General features: G+C 69.4%; 14 protein-coding genes. 7 read left to right on the forward strand and 7 right to left on the reverse strand.

The annotated features are described in order from the left end of the window. Window positions 1-537: 537 nt before the first annotated feature. From KO481_RS07565 to KO481_RS07580, 4 genes are all read right to left on the reverse strand, one after another. Window positions 538-1,518 carry a type IV toxin-antitoxin system AbiEi family antitoxin domain-containing protein gene (locus KO481_RS07565; RefSeq protein ID WP_215916269.1) on the reverse strand — a complete coding sequence of 327 codons (981 nt, stop codon included), beginning with the start codon at window positions 1,516-1,518 and terminating at the stop codon, window positions 538-540. Between the two features lie 136 nt (window positions 1,519-1,654). Next, window positions 1,655-2,869, reverse strand: coding sequence for a lipase family protein (locus tag KO481_RS07570; protein ID WP_215916671.1), 1,215 nt, complete (start codon window positions 2,867-2,869; stop codon window positions 1,655-1,657). A 167-nt stretch (window positions 2,870-3,036) separates the two neighbouring features. Further along, window positions 3,037-3,666 (reverse strand): TetR/AcrR family transcriptional regulator, encoded by a 630-nt coding sequence (locus tag KO481_RS07575; protein WP_215916270.1) that lies wholly within the window; start codon window positions 3,664-3,666, stop codon window positions 3,037-3,039. Then, window positions 3,666-4,013 carry an SPW repeat protein gene (locus KO481_RS07580; RefSeq protein ID WP_215916271.1) on the reverse strand — a complete coding sequence of 116 codons (348 nt, stop codon included), beginning with the start codon at window positions 4,011-4,013 and terminating at the stop codon, window positions 3,666-3,668. Before KO481_RS07580 ends, KO481_RS07575 begins: the two co-directional genes overlap by 1 nt. Window positions 4,014-4,222: 209 nt before the next feature. On the opposite strand from KO481_RS07580, the gene KO481_RS07585 reads away from it, so the two are divergent. Together KO481_RS07585 and KO481_RS07590 are read left to right on the forward strand one after the other, a co-directional pair. Beyond that, on the forward strand, window positions 4,223-5,458 hold the full coding sequence (locus tag KO481_RS07585) for an NAD(P)/FAD-dependent oxidoreductase (RefSeq protein WP_215916672.1): 1,236 nt from the start codon (window positions 4,223-4,225) through the stop codon (window positions 5,456-5,458). A gap of 69 nt (window positions 5,459-5,527) precedes the next feature. After that, a complete protein-coding gene (locus KO481_RS07590) occupies window positions 5,528-6,304 on the forward strand; it encodes a glutamate racemase (RefSeq protein WP_215916272.1) in 777 nt (258 codons plus the stop codon). Window positions 6,305-6,335: 31 nt separating this feature from the next. Here KO481_RS07590 and KO481_RS07595 read toward each other — a convergent pair whose 3' ends face one another. Together KO481_RS07595 and mftR2 are read right to left on the reverse strand one after the other, a co-directional pair. Next, entirely contained in the window at window positions 6,336-7,409 is a 1,074-nt protein-coding gene (locus tag KO481_RS07595; RefSeq protein WP_215916273.1) for a ferredoxin--NADP reductase, read from the reverse strand. Between the two features lie 58 nt (window positions 7,410-7,467). Next, on the reverse strand, window positions 7,468-8,091 hold the full coding sequence (gene mftR2 / locus KO481_RS07600; RefSeq protein ID WP_215916274.1) for a mycofactocin system transcriptional regulator MftR2: 624 nt from the start codon (window positions 8,089-8,091) through the stop codon (window positions 7,468-7,470). A gap of 459 nt (window positions 8,092-8,550) precedes the next feature. On the opposite strand from mftR2, the gene mftF reads away from it, so the two are divergent. Continuing rightward, entirely contained in the window at window positions 8,551-9,927 is a 1,377-nt protein-coding gene (gene mftF / locus KO481_RS07605) for a mycofactocin biosynthesis glycosyltransferase MftF (protein ID WP_215916275.1), read from the forward strand. Window positions 9,928-10,145: 218 nt separating this feature from the next. Here the strand turns inward: mftF and KO481_RS07610 are convergent, their stop codons facing one another. Continuing rightward, a complete protein-coding gene (locus KO481_RS07610; protein ID WP_215916276.1) occupies window positions 10,146-11,069 on the reverse strand; it encodes an esterase/lipase family protein in 924 nt (307 codons plus the stop codon). A 781-nt stretch (window positions 11,070-11,850) separates the two neighbouring features. On the opposite strand from KO481_RS07610, the gene KO481_RS07615 reads away from it, so the two are divergent. The 4 genes from KO481_RS07615 to KO481_RS07630 all read left to right on the forward strand — a co-directional run bounded on the left by KO481_RS07615 (window position 11,851) and on the right by KO481_RS07630 (window position 16,067). Next, a complete protein-coding gene (locus tag KO481_RS07615) occupies window positions 11,851-12,135 on the forward strand; it encodes a hypothetical protein (protein WP_215916277.1) in 285 nt (94 codons plus the stop codon). A 34-nt stretch (window positions 12,136-12,169) separates the two neighbouring features. Beyond that, a complete protein-coding gene (locus KO481_RS07620) occupies window positions 12,170-12,886 on the forward strand; it encodes an NUDIX hydrolase (protein ID WP_215916278.1) in 717 nt (238 codons plus the stop codon). A 169-nt stretch (window positions 12,887-13,055) separates the two neighbouring features. Beyond that, window positions 13,056-15,206: an ArnT family glycosyltransferase gene (locus tag KO481_RS07625; protein ID WP_215916279.1), complete on the forward strand. Its 2,151-nt coding sequence runs from the start codon at window positions 13,056-13,058 to the stop codon at window positions 15,204-15,206. 207 nt (window positions 15,207-15,413) lie between these two features. Then, entirely contained in the window at window positions 15,414-16,067 is a 654-nt protein-coding gene (locus KO481_RS07630) for a hypothetical protein (protein ID WP_215916280.1), read from the forward strand. Window positions 16,068-16,087: the final 20 nt, after the last annotated feature.

Genomic DNA, 16,087 nt, shown 5'->3' on the forward strand with positions numbered 1-16,087 from the left:
GCTCCCGGGACGGGAGCGGGGGCAGGGGATCGGAGGGGGAGAGGAAGGCGGAGAATTCCGAGCCGGTCTCGGTCGGCCAGGGGACGCCGGAACCGAACTGGCCGGATTCGGGTGCGGCATGCGACGTTTGCCGTGGAATCGCTACCGAATCGGCTATCGAGGTGCTCGGCTCGGAGCCGATCGCCACCGAATCGGGCGTGCCTCCGGTGGCCCAGTCGGGCGCGACATCGGCGGGGGTCCATGCGACCGCCACCCCTGGCGTGCCCAGGCTGCCACGGCCCGGATCGAATCCCGTGAGCGCGGTGGACGATCCCGATTCCATCTCACTGTGCGGAGCGGTCCCGTTGCGCGGATGGGTGAGGCGAGATCCCTCCGGGCGCGAGCGACTGGGCTCTCCGAAACGGGCGAAATCGGGGTCGGTCATACTGGTCATTGTTACCTCCACCTGGATGGTGTGCGACTCCCCGGGGTCGTCCGATATTCGTCGCGAACGCGGGATCCGCTTGGTAGCTGGGCAGATACAGACCATGCGGACAATCAGATCCGGGCGGCCGGTAGCCAGCGGCCGCTGCGCGTGCAGTGCGCCGCGGCCGCCGTCGCGGCCTCGATCCGGCGGGGCACCTCCCCGGGCTCGTCGAGTTCGCTCCAGGTCCACCGGACCGGAATCCAGCCCAGCGCGCGCAGCCTGTCCTCGCGCAGCTCGGCCGCGATGCGCGCCCCCTCGGCCGGGCCGGTGTGCGCGCGCACGGCCGGAGCGAATGCGGAGGTACGCATACCGTGCCCGCCGAGCGGGTCGAAGTCGGCCGCGACACCCAGGCTGGGGAACAGGCAGTCGACCCGGGCGACGAAGCTGCCGTCGGGGCTGAGCACGCGGGCCGCGAGTTCCGGCCCGGGGAGCCCGGCCGTCGCGATCGCCACCCGCAGACGCGATTCCCCGATTCCCGGGCAGCGGCCGTCGAGAAACGACACGACCTCCGCCGCGCGCTGGTATCCGGGCCGGGCCCGTGCCCGGCGCAACTGTTCGTGGAGCTGTGCGGTTTTCGCCGCGCCGCGGTGCAGGGCGGCATCGCCGACGGCCACCGCCTGCGGGAAATTCTCGGTGCGCGCGATATCGACGACCGTGCGCGCGACCGTCGTGTGCCGGATGCCCTCGACCAGCGTGACATCGTCGTGCTCGAGCCGGCCGGAGTGCACCACGATGACCCGGCCCAGCCGCGACCCGCCGCGCCGGGGGCGGGTGAGATGGGCGCGGTCCAGCGGGATGTTCCAGGTCGGCAGGCCGTGCCCGATCAAGGCCGAAACATGGCTCACCACGGCTGTTTCGGAGGTTGCCGCAACGGTCGCCCGGATCAGCGCCCGGTGCCGCTCCGGCGCGGTCAGCGCCGTAGCGGGGGCCGCGACGTAGTGTCCGTTCCGGATGCGATGCCAGGATCCGTGGCGGCACAGCCGCCGCAGATCGCCATCGGACAGGCCCGCTGCGAGGGCGTCGCGGCGGGAGATCGGTTGCGGGGTTCCCATGCCTCGATCATCGGCGCGCTGCACGCCCACCGCCGCTGTCGTCGAGCGATTGTGGATAACTCGGGGGGTGTGAGCAACTTGCCGACCGAGGGCTCGGTCGTGGCGCCGCCTCGATGGCGCTCCGTCCCGGATCCGCTCAGACCGCGGGACAGTTCGACGGCGCCGGTTCGCCGCGGAAGCGGGCGTCGAGCCAGGCGACCACCTCCGGCAGCCCGGCTACGGCCGCCGTCAGATGGTCCGGGGCGGGGGTTAGCTCGGCCTGCAACCGCACCCCGGTCGCACAGTAGCGGCGGTCGGTATTGCGGATCGCATCGAGCGGAATCAGCGAATCGGTCGGCGAATGCCATTCGTACATCGGAATTTTCGGCACGCCGTCGAACAGTTCCAGGCTGTTCTCCTCGACGACCCGCCGCGCCTCCACGCTGTTGATCAGGTCGGTGCTGGCCGCGAAATCCAGCGCGCTGCGCCCGGCCCCGGCGGCGATGATCTCGTTGGTGCAGCCGTTGGCCATGGCGTGTGCCGCCGCGAGGCCCTGGGCGTTCATGTAGTGACTCACCGGCAGCCGGTCGGGGTATTCACGTTCGAGCCCGATCGCCGCGGCCATCGCCAGGCCGAAGGCCGGATGCCGGTGGTCGCCCAGCACCCGGACCATGGTCTCCAGATTCATCGGCACCCCGCCGGCGGCGGCTCCGGCGAGCGCGAGGTCGGGGGCGTACTTCGGCTGCAGGGCCGCAGCCCACGCGGTCGCCATGCCCCCGCCGGAGTAGCCGGCCAGCGTGACGCGGCTGTGGTGCAGTGTCAGCCCGGGCACCCGCTCGACCGCTCGCACCCCGTCCAGGGTGATCTGCCCGCCCAGACGGGCCGCGCCGTAGGCGAATTGCGGCCCCAGGTGATCGGGCAGCGCCACGCTCCACCCGTGCACCAGCAGCAGGTTCAGCGCGGGGGCCTCGCGGATGACCAGATTCGGGTCGGTTGCGTAGAGCGCGTGTGAGACCGCGCACTCGGTGCCCAGCGCGTTGATGATGTGCTGATAGGACAGGAGCGGACCATCGGGCCGATGGCCGGGCGGGGTCAGCACCGTGGTCGTTGCTGCGATGGGCTGATTGCGGGAGTTGCTGGAGCGGAACTTGACCAGCGTGACGGCGGTCCCGGGAAAGGTGAGCAGCGGCGGCATGGGCCGTACCCCGAGCACATCGCCGAGCCGGTGTGCGGCCAAATCTGCCGGGGCGGCATAGAAGGGATCGGGATCGGGACGGGGGTAGATCGGTTCCGCCGTTGCCGTCGCTGCCGGCACGCATCCGAGAATGAGGATCGCGAGGGCAGCCAGCAGACATCCGGGAACTTCGTGCAGTCGTGCCGAACCGAGCGCAAAACGAGTCACCGCATGACCTCCGAAAGTGGCATCGGTATTGGGGTCGTCCAGGCTGTATTCAAGTGCTGCGAGCCACGCGGCCGGGTAGGACACGCCGACCGAGGACAGTCTCGACCGATTTGTGTTGTTCCGGCGGCGGCGTTGATTCAGCCGAGGTGTGTCATTCCGGCGGCGACCACTTGGGAGATGTTGAAGATCTCGTCGGCGGTGGGGAGGGTGAGCCCGTCGAGGGCGTGCAGCCGATCCGTGGTGGCGATGGCGAGCATGGCGGATACCCAGGCGCCCGCACAGGCCCGGAGGGTGCCCGGCTGGACCGGGCCCGGCGCGCTGGCCTGCAGGACTCGCGCGGTGATGTCGAGCAGCTGATCGCGCACGCGCCGCAACTGCCTTCGGACATCCGGGTGGGTGTCGGCCTCGCGCCACATGATGACGCGCAGCACCGAGGAGTGATGGTTGCGCAGGTTGAGCGCGGCGTCCAGGGCGACCAGGCTCTTGGCGGGGTCGCCCGGGGAGACGACGGAATCGATGTCATCGAGCGGGGTCGGGGGCACTCGCTCGGACATCAGCGCCGAGAGAATCGAATCCTTCGTGGGGAAGTAGTAGAACACCAGTCCCTTGGGCACATCGGCGGCCGCGGCAATGGCCGCGGTTGCCGTGGCATCGAATCCATTTGTCGCGAAGAGGTTTTCGGCGGCATCCAGGATGAGGGCACGGGCGTCGCCGTCGACTTTCCTGCTGCGGCGACGCCCGGCTCGATGGGGTTTCGGTACGTGCATCAGTGAGCAGTATGCAGCCGCGCCGTGACTTGGGGAAGTGCGGCCACCGCGACGACGACCGTCAGGACGCCGATGATCCAGGAGGTCCACGAGGCGCCGTTGAAGGCGTGGAAGTTCATGACCCACGGGGAGATGAACAGCAGCACCCCGAACAGGCCCATGGCGTAATCCAGTTCCGCCATTGCCGGACGCGACAGCTGCGCCAGGCCCGTGAGCGCGATGAGCACGCCGAGGACGATGAGCGTCCACATGGCCCGGCCGTTGTTGTCGACCCAGATCGGCGACAGCGCCGCGACGACGCCGAGTATGACGGCGACGAAGTCCTGAGCACGGGATTCGTTGAACATGATGTGCCTCCTGAAGAGGTTGATGGACTGTCACCTCTCGGTATAACTCTGATTGACCGCCCGATCAATACCTGGTCCGGCACGATTGCGCGGCGATCTCGGAGTGGTGGTGATCACACGGTGGAAATTAGAACGCGTTCTAGAATAGATTGGAACTCGTGCAGCCATCCCCACTCGCGATGACCGTTGTCCCGACCGCATCGGCGGCGATGCAGGCCTCACCCGCCCCGTCGGCTGCGCCTTCGCACCATCCCCGGGGGGCCGGCCGTCCGATCGTGATCGCCGGGGCAGGCCTGGCGGGTCTGCGCGCGGCGGAGGAGCTGCGCCGCGCCGGATACGAGGGTCCGCTGGTGCTGCTGGGCGAGGAGGCGCGACTGCCCTACGATCGCCCGCCGCTGTCCAAGCAGTTTGTGCGCGGCGATACCGACGACACCACCCTGCGCCCGGCCGAATTCTTCGCCGAACAGCGGATCGAGCTGCGGCTGGGCGTGCGCGCCGACGGGGTCGACACGGTCGCGCGCCGGCTGCTGCCGGCCGATGGCGCCGCGCTGGATTACGAACACCTCATCATCGCGACGGGCCTGCGTCCCAGGCGCATTCCCGGACTGCCGCAGGCGTCGGGGGTGCACGTGCTGCGCAGTCACGACGATGCGGTGGCGCTGCGCGCCGAGCTGTCGGGCGCGACCCGCGCGCTGGTCGTGGGCGCGGGATTCATCGGCTGCGAGCTGGCGGCCAGCTTTACCGCGCGCGGCGTGCCGGTGGTACTGGTGGAGCCGCAGCCGACGCCGCTTGCCGCCTCCCTCGGCGAGCAGGTCGGTGCGCTGGTCGGCCGCATGCATCGCGAGGAGGGCGTGGATCTGCGCTGCGGTGTCGGCCTGGATTCGCTTGTCGCCGAGGGCGATTCGATCAGGGCCGCGCGGCTGTCCGATGGCAGCGAGATCGAGGCCGACCTGGTCGTGATCGGCATCGGCTCCGCGCCGGTGACCGACTGGCTCGCCGAATCCGGTGTCCCGCTGGCCGATCCGGCCACGGGCGGCGGCGTGCTCACCGACGCGGTCGGACGCACCGCGGTCGACAACGTCTGGGCGCTGGGCGATGTCGCGGCCTGGCGGCAGCCGTCCGGACGGCAGCGGCGCGTGGAGCACTGGACCAATGCCGGTGAGCAGGCCCAGCTGCTGGCCGCGGCGCTGCTGGGCACCGAGCCGCCCGCGCCCGGGGTGCCGTACGTGTGGAGCGATCAGTACAACGTGAAGATCCAGGTGCTCGGCACCACCGTCGGCGCCGACGAGGTGCGCATCCTCGAGGACGACGGCCGCAAATTCCTCGCGCACTACCTCACCGACGGGCTGCTGACGGCTGTGGTCGGCGCGGGCAAGACCGGCAAGGTGATGAAGGCGCGCGCCCAGCTGGCCGCCAATGCGCAGGCGGTGGCCGAGGTCGGCTGACGGGCGGGTCATGCGCCCGTGGCGGGTGCGGCGGGTGGCGGATCGTCGCCCACTAATACAGTGGTCGCTGTGATCGTCACGCTCATCGATTCCGGCCTGGGGATGCTGACCACGGGTGCGTGGTTACGTCGATTGCGGCCCGAGCTCGATCTGCTGCTGCAGCTGGATCCCGACGGCGCGCCGTGGGGCCCGAAATCCGAACCGTGGCTGGTCGATCGGGTGCTCGGGGCCACGCGCCGGGCGATCGATCTGGGCGCGGAGGTGATCGTCATCCCGTGCAACACCGCGAGCGTCTCCGCGCTCGAGCAGGTGCGCGCCGAGGTCGGTCCGGCCGTCCCGGTGATCGGGACCGTCCCGGCGATCAAGCCCGCGGCCGCGGCCTGCGCGACGGTGGCGGTCTGGGCGACGGCCGCGACGACGGCCAGCCGCTATCAGGCCGACCTGATCGCGCGCTTCGGGGGCGATGCCGAGGTGACCGGCGTGGCCTGCCACGGACTCGCGGACGCCATCGACCGCGGCGACCTGGCCGGCATCGGGGAGGCGATCGAGAAGGCCGCCGCCCTGACCCCGCCCGGCACCGAGGGCGTGGTGCTCGGCTGCACGCACTACCCGCTGGTGATGGACGAGATCCTGGCGGCCCTGCCCCCCGGGCTGCGGCTGTTCGACAGCGCCGAGGCCGTTGCGGCGCAAACCCTTCGCCGCATCGATTCCCTCGGCCGCCCCGCCGCCGGATCGGGCACGGTCACGGTCCTCAACAGCGGCCGCCCCGGCGGGTTACCCGCCAGCGCCGCGGCCTTCGAGGCGGGCCGTGTACTGGGCGCGGTCGCCGAGGTCACCGCGAGCTGAAGCGAATCGCCGTGCGGGCGCAACGATCCCGTCAAAATTGGATCTTCAGGTGGTCGGTGACCGGTTTCGCCTGGCAGCCCAGGATGTATCCGGCCTCGATGTCCTCGGGGTCCAGGATCTCCGAGTTGCCCATCTCGACCTTGCCCTCGAGCACGGTGCAGGCGCAGGAGCCGCACTCGCCCTCCTGGCAGGAGTACGGCACGTCCAGGCCCTTGCTCAGCATAATGTCGACCAGGGTCTGGCTGCGGGGCCAGTTCAGGTTGTGCACCTCGCCGTCCAGTTCCACCTCGACGGTGGCGGCGTCGGCGGCCTCCTCGGCGCTCACCTCGACCGGGGCGACGTCCGCGAACGGGTCTCCGGCAAGGGAATTGAAGACCTCGGCGTGGGTGCGGTTGCGCGGCACCCCGAGCTGGGCCAGGGCGTCGTGCACCCCGTCCATGAAGGGCTTGGGACCGCACATGAAGGCGCGCCGGTCGGCGAACGGCTCCGCGAGCGCGGCCAGCTTCTCCACGCTCGGCAGGCCCTGCACGGCCTCGAGCCAGTGCACGACGACCAGCCGCTGCGGGTGCTTGTCGACCAGCTCGCGCAGTTCGGCCGCGAAGATCACCGATTCCGGATCGCGGTTGGCGTAGATCAGCGCGACCTTGCCGCTGCCGCTGGACAGGGCCGACTTCAGGATCGACATCACCGGCGTGATGCCGCTGCCCGCACCGAACAGCAGCAGATCCTCGTCCAGATTCTTGGGCGTGAATACGCCCGAGGGGGGCAGCAGTTCGAGCTGATCGCCCGCGCGGACGTTGTCGCACAGCCAGTTCGAGGCGTATCCGTCGGCGGTTCGCTTGACGGTGACCTTGGGTTTGTCGTCGGTGTGCGGCGAGCTGGCCAGCGAATAGCAGCGCGCCACCGAGCCGGTCAGCTCGCTGGGGATGCGCAGGGTGAGGAACTGACCGGGCTGATAGTCGAACCGCTCGCGCAGTTCAACGGGCACCTCGAACACCAGCGAACAGGCATCGGCCGTCTCGGTGATGACCTCGGAAACGCGCAGCACCACGGAACGCGAGCCGTGCGGTTCGATGGGGTCACGTCGAGGGTCGACGGTAGTCATAGCGTCCTCTCGGGCCGGGTTGTCACACAGAACACAGAAAGTAGAACGTGTTCTAATTTTATAGTACGTGGCCCTCGTGCTGCCGGACAAGCTGGGCCTCCAGCCCGGCGATCAACACGTCCATGCCGAAGTCGTACGAGTATTTACCGCGCAGATCGCCCATGTGCTTCACCGCACGCGCGACCGCATCGGGGAGCGCGGCCTCGGACAGCGCGGAGCGATCGCGGGGATTGACCCGGCCGCGACCGAACAGATAGGTGTGGATCGTGGCATACGACGCGAGCACATTGCGCTCGTCGAATCCCGCGTCGAACAGGATCTCCATTACCGCGGCGATCAGATCGAGCTGCTTTCCCAGCATCTGTTCGATCAGTACATCGCCGAGGCCCGGATGCTTGCGCAGTTTGTCGTCGATTTGATCGATGAGTTCGCGCAGCCGCTGCTGCCAGGGACCGGATTCCGGTGAAGGCTTGCGCACGCCGGTCAATGCCGCGGTGGCGACGAGGTCGAGCAGTTCGCGTTTGTCGGCGACATAGTAATAGGGGGCCATCGGCGAGACGCCGAGCTCGCGGGACAACCGGCGCATGGACAACTTCTCCACGCCATCTTCGCGCACCACACGCAGCGCGGCCTCGACGATCTCGGATTCCGAGAGCGTATTACCGCCTCCGCTGGTCTGCATCCGTCCGACTCCCGTGTCGCCTAGAGATTGTGCCGACGGACGCCATGCGGCGATGTTCCCGTCCTGCGCTGTTCATCGTGTTTTCCCCTCCGCAGTCTAGAGCGCACATCTCGGCGCAGGTTCGCATGTGTATCACTCACCGGGCCGCCGCACTCCTGCGAATGCACAGCGCCTTGCGCATCCGAGGCTCGGAAGCGGTAGCGCGGTGTAACCACGAGGGGGCTCGACGACCCATGGCACATTCCACCTGGCAGTAACCGATGGTGAACTGTGCGGTGGCGCAATTCGATCGAGTCGCGTCGCGGAGTCTGTTTGCGACGCGATTGCCAACCATGTTCCGGTGGGACGGGTCTCGCGGTGCTCGAGGCCGCGTCCCGGTGAGCGGGTATTCGCATCGATTCGATCCGTTTTTTCCGACACGCTAGGACGGAAGCACAGACAGCGCATAACATTCCACGAATGCGCCATGATCGACTGCCCGACGGGTTCGGGGTGCGAATCGATCCCAGGGTGCGCGCATACTCCGGTGGGCGGTTCCTGGTCGGCGATTCGCCGACGCGGTTGCTGCGACTCGCGCCAGAGGCTGCCGCCCTGATCGGTGACGGATATCTCGAGGTGACCGACCGCAAGTCTGCTGTGGTTGCCAGGCGGCTGCTCGATGCCGGTGTGGGCAATCCGCGTCCTCGGCTGCTGCCGCGTCCGGAGGACGTGACGGTGGTGGTGCCGCTGCACAACGACGCCGAGGGGCTCGGGCGGTTGCTTCGCACGCTGCGCGGACACAGCGTGGTCGTCGTCGACGACGGCTCGGACCGTCCGGTGCGCATCCCGCCGACCGGCGGCCACTGCCGGGTGACCGTGCTGCGCCTGGACCGCAGGCGGGGCCCGGCCGCGGCGCGCAATGCCGGGCTGCGGGCGGCCACAACCGAATTCGTGGCCTTCCTGGACTCCGACGTAGTGCCGCGGGCGGGCTGGCTCGAGGTGATGCTCGGGCACTTCAGCGATCCGGAGGTCGCGCTGGTGGCGCCGCGCATCGTCGCGCGGGACCGCGCGGTCACCGTGCTGGGCCGGTACGAGCAGACCCGCTCGTCGCTGGACCGCGGGCGGCGCGAGGCGGCGGTGACCTCGCGCGGCGCGGTGCCCTATGTGCCGGGTGCGGCGATGCTGGTGCGGCGGCGCGCGGTGCTGGCCGAGGACGGATTCGACGAGCAGATGTTCTCCGCGGCCGATATCGATCTGTGCTGGCGGCTCGAGCGCGCCGGCTGGCGGCTGCGCTACGAGCCGGCCGCCCACGTGGCGTGCGAGCAGCCGGTGTCGTTCGGGAAGTGGTTCGGGCGCAAGGTGTCCCACGGCGCCGGGGCCGCCCCGCTGGCTCGCCGGCACGGCTCGCCGACCGCGCCGCTGTCGGTGCCCCTGTGGACCGTGGTGGTCACGGCGCTGCTGGGGATCGCCTCGCGCGGCAGCGTGCTGGGCGCGGCGATGACACTCGTCGCCGCGCTGGTGCGGCTGCGGCGGGTGTTCGCCGAGCTGGACAATCCGACCCAGGTCGCGGCGATCGCGCTGGCGCGCGGATTCTCCGGCGGAGTATGGCGCCTGGTCTCGGCGATGTGCCGGGACTACTGGCCGGTGACCGTGCTGGCGATGATCGCCTCACGGCGCGTGCGGCGGATCGCGGTGACCATGGCCGTCGCCGACGGCCTGGCCGACTGGTTCACGCACCGCGACGCCGGCGGGCTGGATCCGCTGCGCTATCTGATGTGCAAGCGGCTCGACGATCTGGCCTACGGCACCGGACTGTGGTGGGGCGCAAGGGTGCGCGGGGTCCAGCGCGAAAAGTGATCGGAGATACCGCCGGGTACGGCGGGCCTTGCGGGTACCCTGGACATCGAGCGGGCGAACGCAATGTTGTGTGCGGACAGTCGCTCACCATTGCTTCGCCGGTGCCGGTCCCGGGGAAGGTCCGGCACCGGCGGGGGTTCGGCCGCGGTTCGTAGCGGCGAGCCCGTCGGGGGCAGCGCGGCATCCCACCAGGTCATCGGGGTTTCATCCGGGCGAAATCACGAATGCAACTGCTGCAGTACCCAATTCGTGGTCGCCGGGCTCGAGCGCAGAGTGGAATGGTCGACCGCGGGAGCGTCGTGGAACTGGTCCTCGTAGACGGCATTCACCACGCCCGGTTCCTGGATCAGTGAGCAGGTGACCGCGGGGGTGGCGATGTGGTCGTTGCGGGTGGCCAGGACCGAATAGTGCACACCCGGCTGGGTCACCCGTCCGCCGAATACGGACTGGTACACCGCGGAGGTCGGCGACATCTGCATTGCGGGGGCCATGCCCGGGAACATGACCGTCAGCAGGGACACCAGGTACGGCGCGGCCTTGGCCGCCTGCACGGGGGTGATGGGCGGATTCGTGATCCCGTACTGGGCAAGCAATCCCGCGCCGTCGCAGCCGCGCGACTCCGGGGCGAGAAGGATCGCATCGCGCACCGATGACGCGCCGCCGAGCACCTTCAGGTAGTAGTTGGCGACGAAGGTGCCCGCCGAATGCGCGACGATGTCGACCTGGTCGGCGCCGGTCGCTGCGCGCACCTTCGCGACGAAGTCCGCCACCTGACGGGCCTCGCCGGGGACATCGCCGGCCCAGCGCTGCCCCTTGATGATGCCGCCCTGGAACAGGAACGCGCAGTCGCCGTCGGACCGCAGCGCGGTGAGCATCGGATTCCACTGTGCGGCGGTCTGATCGGTGGTGCCGTCGGCGCCGGGCAGCACGACCACCGGATGCGGGTGCTGGCCATTCGGTGTGCAGTCGAGCGGGGGCGCTATGACCGTTCCGGCGGGGATGACGGGTGAACTGCCGGGCGTCGGCGGGCCGACCGGATCCGCGACCGCGGGTGCGACCGCTACGGCTCCCGACGGCATCGCCAGCGCGCACACCGCGGCGGCGCACAGTAGCCCCGTGCGAACGGCTTGCATGATCCTCATCTGCGGCACAGCCTTTCGATACTGTCCGATCATCCCGGCCCCTGTGTCGGGGTGCACCAGCCTGTCTGTACGGGATCGGCCCCCTGAGAGACTGCATCGGCCACCCCCCGAGCAGTCCCTATCGCACCAGCGTTGTCCCGTCCCTGTCAATGCCATCCGGTGTGGTGACGCAAACGCGCCGGGGGGAGGTGCTGATCAGGGTGTGGTCGAGGGGGTTCGCTGGACGGGGCACGCTGCGCCGGCCTCGCCCTCGCGACGGCGGCGGGTTGGTTCGGTCGCAGGGGATCCCGCAGGAGTGGACGGAGTGATCGGTCACTGTGACGGAGTGCGGTTGTACGTCGGGGCCATGCATATTCGGATTGTTGAACGTTCGATTGAAACGAATTTATAAACGGCACCCCCCACTATGAATGCTGGATGTTTGCCGAACAGTTATTAAGTTGTGACATTTCAGATTATGTCCGGTGTTGCGCGTCGTGTCTGCAATCGCGTGCCTGCAATGTAGAGCAAAGTGGGATGCGAGTCACTTCGGCCGGTAGGATGCCTGTTCTGTCATATCTCCGACCGCCTTGCTTTTGCATTACCGGGCCCACGGGCGGGTTGGGTCGTTGTCCGGCGGTTCGATGTATCGGATCCGTAACCTCAGGTACGGCTCATTTTTGTCAATGTCTGGCTTAGGCTGTAGATCCCAACTGGAACGTTGTATTAATTCGATCGGGAGCAGCCCGGAAGCGTGTCTCGGAATACTTGCCGAGAGAGTCGTACGAAGGGGAATGCTGATATGAGCCAGAGCTGGAACCGGCGGCGTCCCGAGACGCCCGCACTGCTGGAGATCCTGGAAGGACGACAGGCGGGAGATATGCTGGTGTTCAACGAGAATTCCTCCATCGAGCCCCGGACGGCGGGCTATTACCTGGATCGCGACGGGGATATCTGGGAGAAGGAAGAGCAGGGCTGGCGGCTGATTCTGCAGCGCGGGGTCGCGGTGGATCCGGTCTCGCTCTGGGATTGGGTCGAGGGGCACGTGCGCGACTACGCACCGTTCATGCCGGTCGCAACGAACTGATGTTATCGTCAAGCTGACGATTACAATCTCGGTCATGGCCAATGCTTTTCGCTTCAATGCAGCGGTCGCGGTCGATCTGGTCGTGCTCACCCTCGGCGCCCGTACTGCGCCCAACGACACCCTGTGCGCGCTGCTGGTCCAGCGCCTGTATGCGCCCTATCGGGGCAGGTGGGCCCTGCCCGGCGGATTCGTGCAGACCGACGAGAGCCTGTCCGCGGCGGCGGTGCGGGAGCTGCGGGAGGAGACCGGCATCCGCGCCGACCGACTGCATCTGGAACAGCTGGCCACGTACGGCGAGCCTGGCCGCGATCCGCGCGGCCGGGTCATCAGCACCGGCTATCTCGCGCTGGTACCGCATCTGCCCGCGCCGACCGCCGGCGTCGATGCCACCGCGGCGGCGATCTGGTCCGTCGAGCAGCTGCTGGCCGATCCGGGCCGGCTGGCCTTCGATCATCACCGGGTCCTGGCCGACGGGGTCGAGCGCGCCCGGGCCAAATTCGAGTACACCTCGCTGGCCACCGCGTTCTGCGGCCGCGAATTCACCGTCGCCGAGCTGCGGCGGGTGTACGAGGTGGTGTGGGGCACCGACATCGATCCCCGCAACTTCCATCGCAAGGTAACCAGCACCGCCGGATTCGTCGAGGCGACAGGGCGCACCAGCACCCGTGACGGCGGCCGACCGGCGCAGCTGTACCGGGCCGGTCCGGCCGAGGCGCTACACCCGCCGATGCTGCGCCCGCAGGCCGCGTGATCCGCCCCGACCGATCGCGCGGCGGCCGGGGCGGCGGCATCGGCACCTCGAGCCCCGCCTGAGGATTCGCCTCCCACAGGGAGTTCCCAGCGGCGGCACAGCCCGTCTGCCAGCCGGCGTTCCTACGCTCGTCGGCGACAAGGGGAAATCCGTGGAGAAAGGCGGGAACATGGTCTCGATCAGCGCCGAGGGCGCGGACGTGGTGCAGGAGCAGCCAGTCCGACCGCCGGCGGAGGCGATCGCAGACGCGGCGGACCGGCCGCGCTGGGTACGGCCGAGCCTGGCGGCGCTGCTGGTCACCACCGCCGTGCTGTACCTGTGGGGCCTGCGCTCGGCGGGCTGGGCCAACAACTTCTACGCCGCGGCCGTGCAGTCCGGCACCAAGAGCTGGAAGGCGCTGCTGTTCGCCTCGCTCGACCCGGGCAACTCCATCACCGTGGACAAGCCGCCCGCCAACATGTGGCTGATGGCGCTGTCGGGGCGCGCGTTCGGCTTCAGCGCGTGGTCGATGCTGGTGCCGCAGGCGCTACTGGGCGTGGCCACTGTCGCGCTGCTCTACGGCGCCGTGCGGCGCACCAGCGGATACGGCGCAGGGCTGCTGGCGGGAGCGGCCATGGCGGCGACGCCGGTGGCGGCGCTGATGTTCCGGTACGACAACCCGGACGCACTGATGGTGTTCCTGATCGTGGCCGCGGCCTACTGCGTGGTGCGGGCGCTGCAGGCGCCCCGGGCCGGGTGGCGGTCGGCCGGCACCGGATGGCTCGCGCTGGCCGGCGTGGCGATCGGCTTCGGCTTCCTGACCAAGATGGGCCAGGCGCTGCTGGTGCTGCCGGGCCTGGCGCTGGTGGTGCTGGTGGCGATGCCGGGCGGATTCTGGTCGCGGATCGGCAAATTGCTGACCGCGGGCGTCGCGGTCGTGGTCTCCGCGGGCTGGTTCGTCGCGCTCGTGGCGCTCTGGCCCGCCGGATCGCGGCCCTTCATCGGCGGCTCGACCACCAACAGCCTGTGGGAGTTGGCAGTCGGCTACAACGGCCTGGGCCGGTTGCTGGGCAACAAGCACGGCGGCGGCGCAAAGGCCCCGGCGCACCCGGCGGCATCGACGGCGCATGCGGTCGCCACCCATGCCGTACCGCATGGCGGCGGCGGGTTCGGCGGGATGGTCGGCGGCAGCAACGGCCTGTCGCGGCTGTTCCAGCCGTCGCTGGCCACCGAATACTCCTGGCTGCTTCCGGTCGCGGTGATCGGGCTGCTGGCCGGGCTGTGGCTGACCCGGCGTGGGGCCCGCACCGATGCCGACCGGGCCGGGCTGATCCTGTGGGGTGGCTGGCTGCTCGGCACCGGGCTGGTGCTCAGCTACATGAGCAGCGGGTTCCACACGTACTACACGATCGAGCTGACCCCGGCCATCGCGGCGCTGGGCGCCATCGGGGCCACGCTGCTGTGGCGGCGGCGCTCGCACTGGGGCGCGCGGCTGACCCTGGCCGCGATGTCGGTGGCGACCGGGGCCTGGGTGTTCCACCTGCTCGGACTGACGCCGAATTGGTTGCCGTGGCTGCGGTGGACGCTGCTGATCGGCGCGGTGGTCGCGGCCGTGGTGCTGGTGGCGTTCGGTGCGGCCGGGACGTCGGCGGCCGCCGAGGGGCGCGGCCGGCCGGGCCGGGCCGGAGTCGCGATCGCCGCCGCGGCGCTGATCTTCGGTCTCGCCGCGCCCGCGGCCTATGCCGTGGAGACGGTCGCGCTGCCGCACAGCGGCGGCAGCCCGTACAGCGGTCCCGCGCGGGGCAGTGGCGAGCACGGCTGGGGCGACGAAAGCACCGCCGCGACACCGCAACTCGACGCCATGCTCGGCACCGCCTCCGGAAGCCGTTGGGCTGCGGCGGCGATCGGATCCCAGCAGGTAAGTTCGATCGAATTGCGTACGGGCGCTTCGCTGATGGCCATCGGCGGATTCAGCGGCCGGGATCCCTCGCCGACGCTGGCGCAGTTCCAGCAGTACGTGGCCAACGGGGATGTGCACTACTTCCTGCTCAGCTCCCGCTCGCAGGGTCACGGGGCGGCCCCCGCCACGGATACCCACGGCTCCGCCACGGGCACGCATACGGGTACACACGCCCCCGGAACGCACGCCAACGGCCAGACGACGAACCCGGCGTCCGAGCAGAACACCCAGCCCGGCGCGAACTTCGGCGGCTGGCAGGGCTTCGGCTCGAGCGCCAACACCACCGGCGGCCAGATCACCGCGTGGGTCCAGGCGCACTACACCCCGACCACGGTCGACGGTGTGCAGGTCTACGACCTGACGACGCCGCCGAAGGCATAAGCGCCGCCGGATAACCGGTGGAAGGCCGGGATCCCGCACCGGATCCCGGCCTTTCCCTGTTCGGGCTATCGGTAACTATTCATTCGGGCACATGGCCTTTCGGTGTGGAAGCCGCTGGTGGGCCGAGATATTGCGGGTCGGTGTCGGTGTGGCAACCGGTCGGCCATGAGGCGCATATTCCGTTCCCGCCGGTGGTATATCGGGAATATGACCGAGGTTACGGCCGGGGCTCGCGAGACTGGTGGGCGGTCGGCGGAGTTCTGGGGATATCTGATGTGGGGGCTCGCGGCGCTGGCCGTGGCGGGCCCGGAGCTGGCGGCCGTGTTCAAGGTCGGCGACTGGCCTACGATCTCGGCGACGGTCGGGCATCTGGAGTCGGCGCACTCCTGGGTGCGGCTCGTGGTTACCTTCGTGATCGTGGTGCTGGGTTATTACGCTGTGCCACAACTGATCATGCATCCGGATGTGCGGCAGGACGTGCTGGCCGGGCGGCAGTACACCGCCAACGGCCGCGCCACCCGCGATGCCGGGGCCGTGCGCTCCGAGGGGACGGGCGGGTATCTGGTGGTCGGGCTGGCCGGGCTCATCGTGGGGGTGGTGTTCGCGGTGAGCGCGCGGCACATCCACCCGGGCACCTTCGTAGGCGCGTACGTGATGTACGGGCTCATCGCGGTGCTGTGGGTGATCGTGCCGAGCGTACTGGCGATGTTCTTCGCGCGAGAGGTGCCGTTCCCCACGCTGTTTCGCACCATCGGCTATCTGGAGCGGCGGGCGCATCCGCTGGCCGCGGTGCTGCTGGCGCTGCTGGTGATCCTGCTGCTGCACCTGACCCTGTATCCCTGGCCTACCTTCCGATCCTGAAGCGGCACAGGAATTCCGGC

The organism is Nocardia albiluteola (assembly GCF_018860155.1).
Lineage (GTDB): Bacteria > Actinomycetota > Actinomycetes > Mycobacteriales > Mycobacteriaceae > Nocardia > Nocardia albiluteola.

What these genes read in the sequence shown, in the direction of transcription:
- KO481_RS07565 (WP_215916269.1), bottom strand. Translation starts at nt 1,518, where the DNA reads ATGGGAACCCCGCAACCGATCTCCCGCCGCGACGCCCTCGCAGCGGGC.
- KO481_RS07575 (WP_215916270.1), bottom strand. Translation starts at nt 3,666, where the DNA reads ATGCACGTACCGAAACCCCATCGAGCCGGGCGTCGCCGCAGCAGGAAA.
- KO481_RS07580 (WP_215916271.1), bottom strand. Translation starts at nt 4,013, where the DNA reads ATGTTCAACGAATCCCGTGCTCAGGACTTCGTCGCCGTCATACTCGGC.
- KO481_RS07585 (WP_215916672.1), top strand. Translation starts at nt 4,223, where the DNA reads ATGCAGGCCTCACCCGCCCCGTCGGCTGCGCCTTCGCACCATCCCCGG.
- KO481_RS07595 (WP_215916273.1), bottom strand. Translation starts at nt 7,409, where the DNA reads ATGACTACCGTCGACCCTCGACGTGACCCCATCGAACCGCACGGCTCG.
- mftR2 (WP_215916274.1), bottom strand. Translation starts at nt 8,091, where the DNA reads ATGCAGACCAGCGGAGGCGGTAATACGCTCTCGGAATCCGAGATCGTC.
- mftF (WP_215916275.1), top strand. Translation starts at nt 8,551, where the DNA reads ATGCGCCATGATCGACTGCCCGACGGGTTCGGGGTGCGAATCGATCCC.
- KO481_RS07610 (WP_215916276.1), bottom strand. Translation starts at nt 11,069, where the DNA reads ATGAGGATCATGCAAGCCGTTCGCACGGGGCTACTGTGCGCCGCCGCG.
- KO481_RS07615 (WP_215916277.1), top strand. Translation starts at nt 11,851, where the DNA reads ATGAGCCAGAGCTGGAACCGGCGGCGTCCCGAGACGCCCGCACTGCTG.
- KO481_RS07620 (WP_215916278.1), top strand. Translation starts at nt 12,170, where the DNA reads ATGGCCAATGCTTTTCGCTTCAATGCAGCGGTCGCGGTCGATCTGGTC.
- KO481_RS07625 (WP_215916279.1), top strand. Translation starts at nt 13,056, where the DNA reads ATGGTCTCGATCAGCGCCGAGGGCGCGGACGTGGTGCAGGAGCAGCCA.
- KO481_RS07630 (WP_215916280.1), top strand. Translation starts at nt 15,414, where the DNA reads ATGACCGAGGTTACGGCCGGGGCTCGCGAGACTGGTGGGCGGTCGGCG.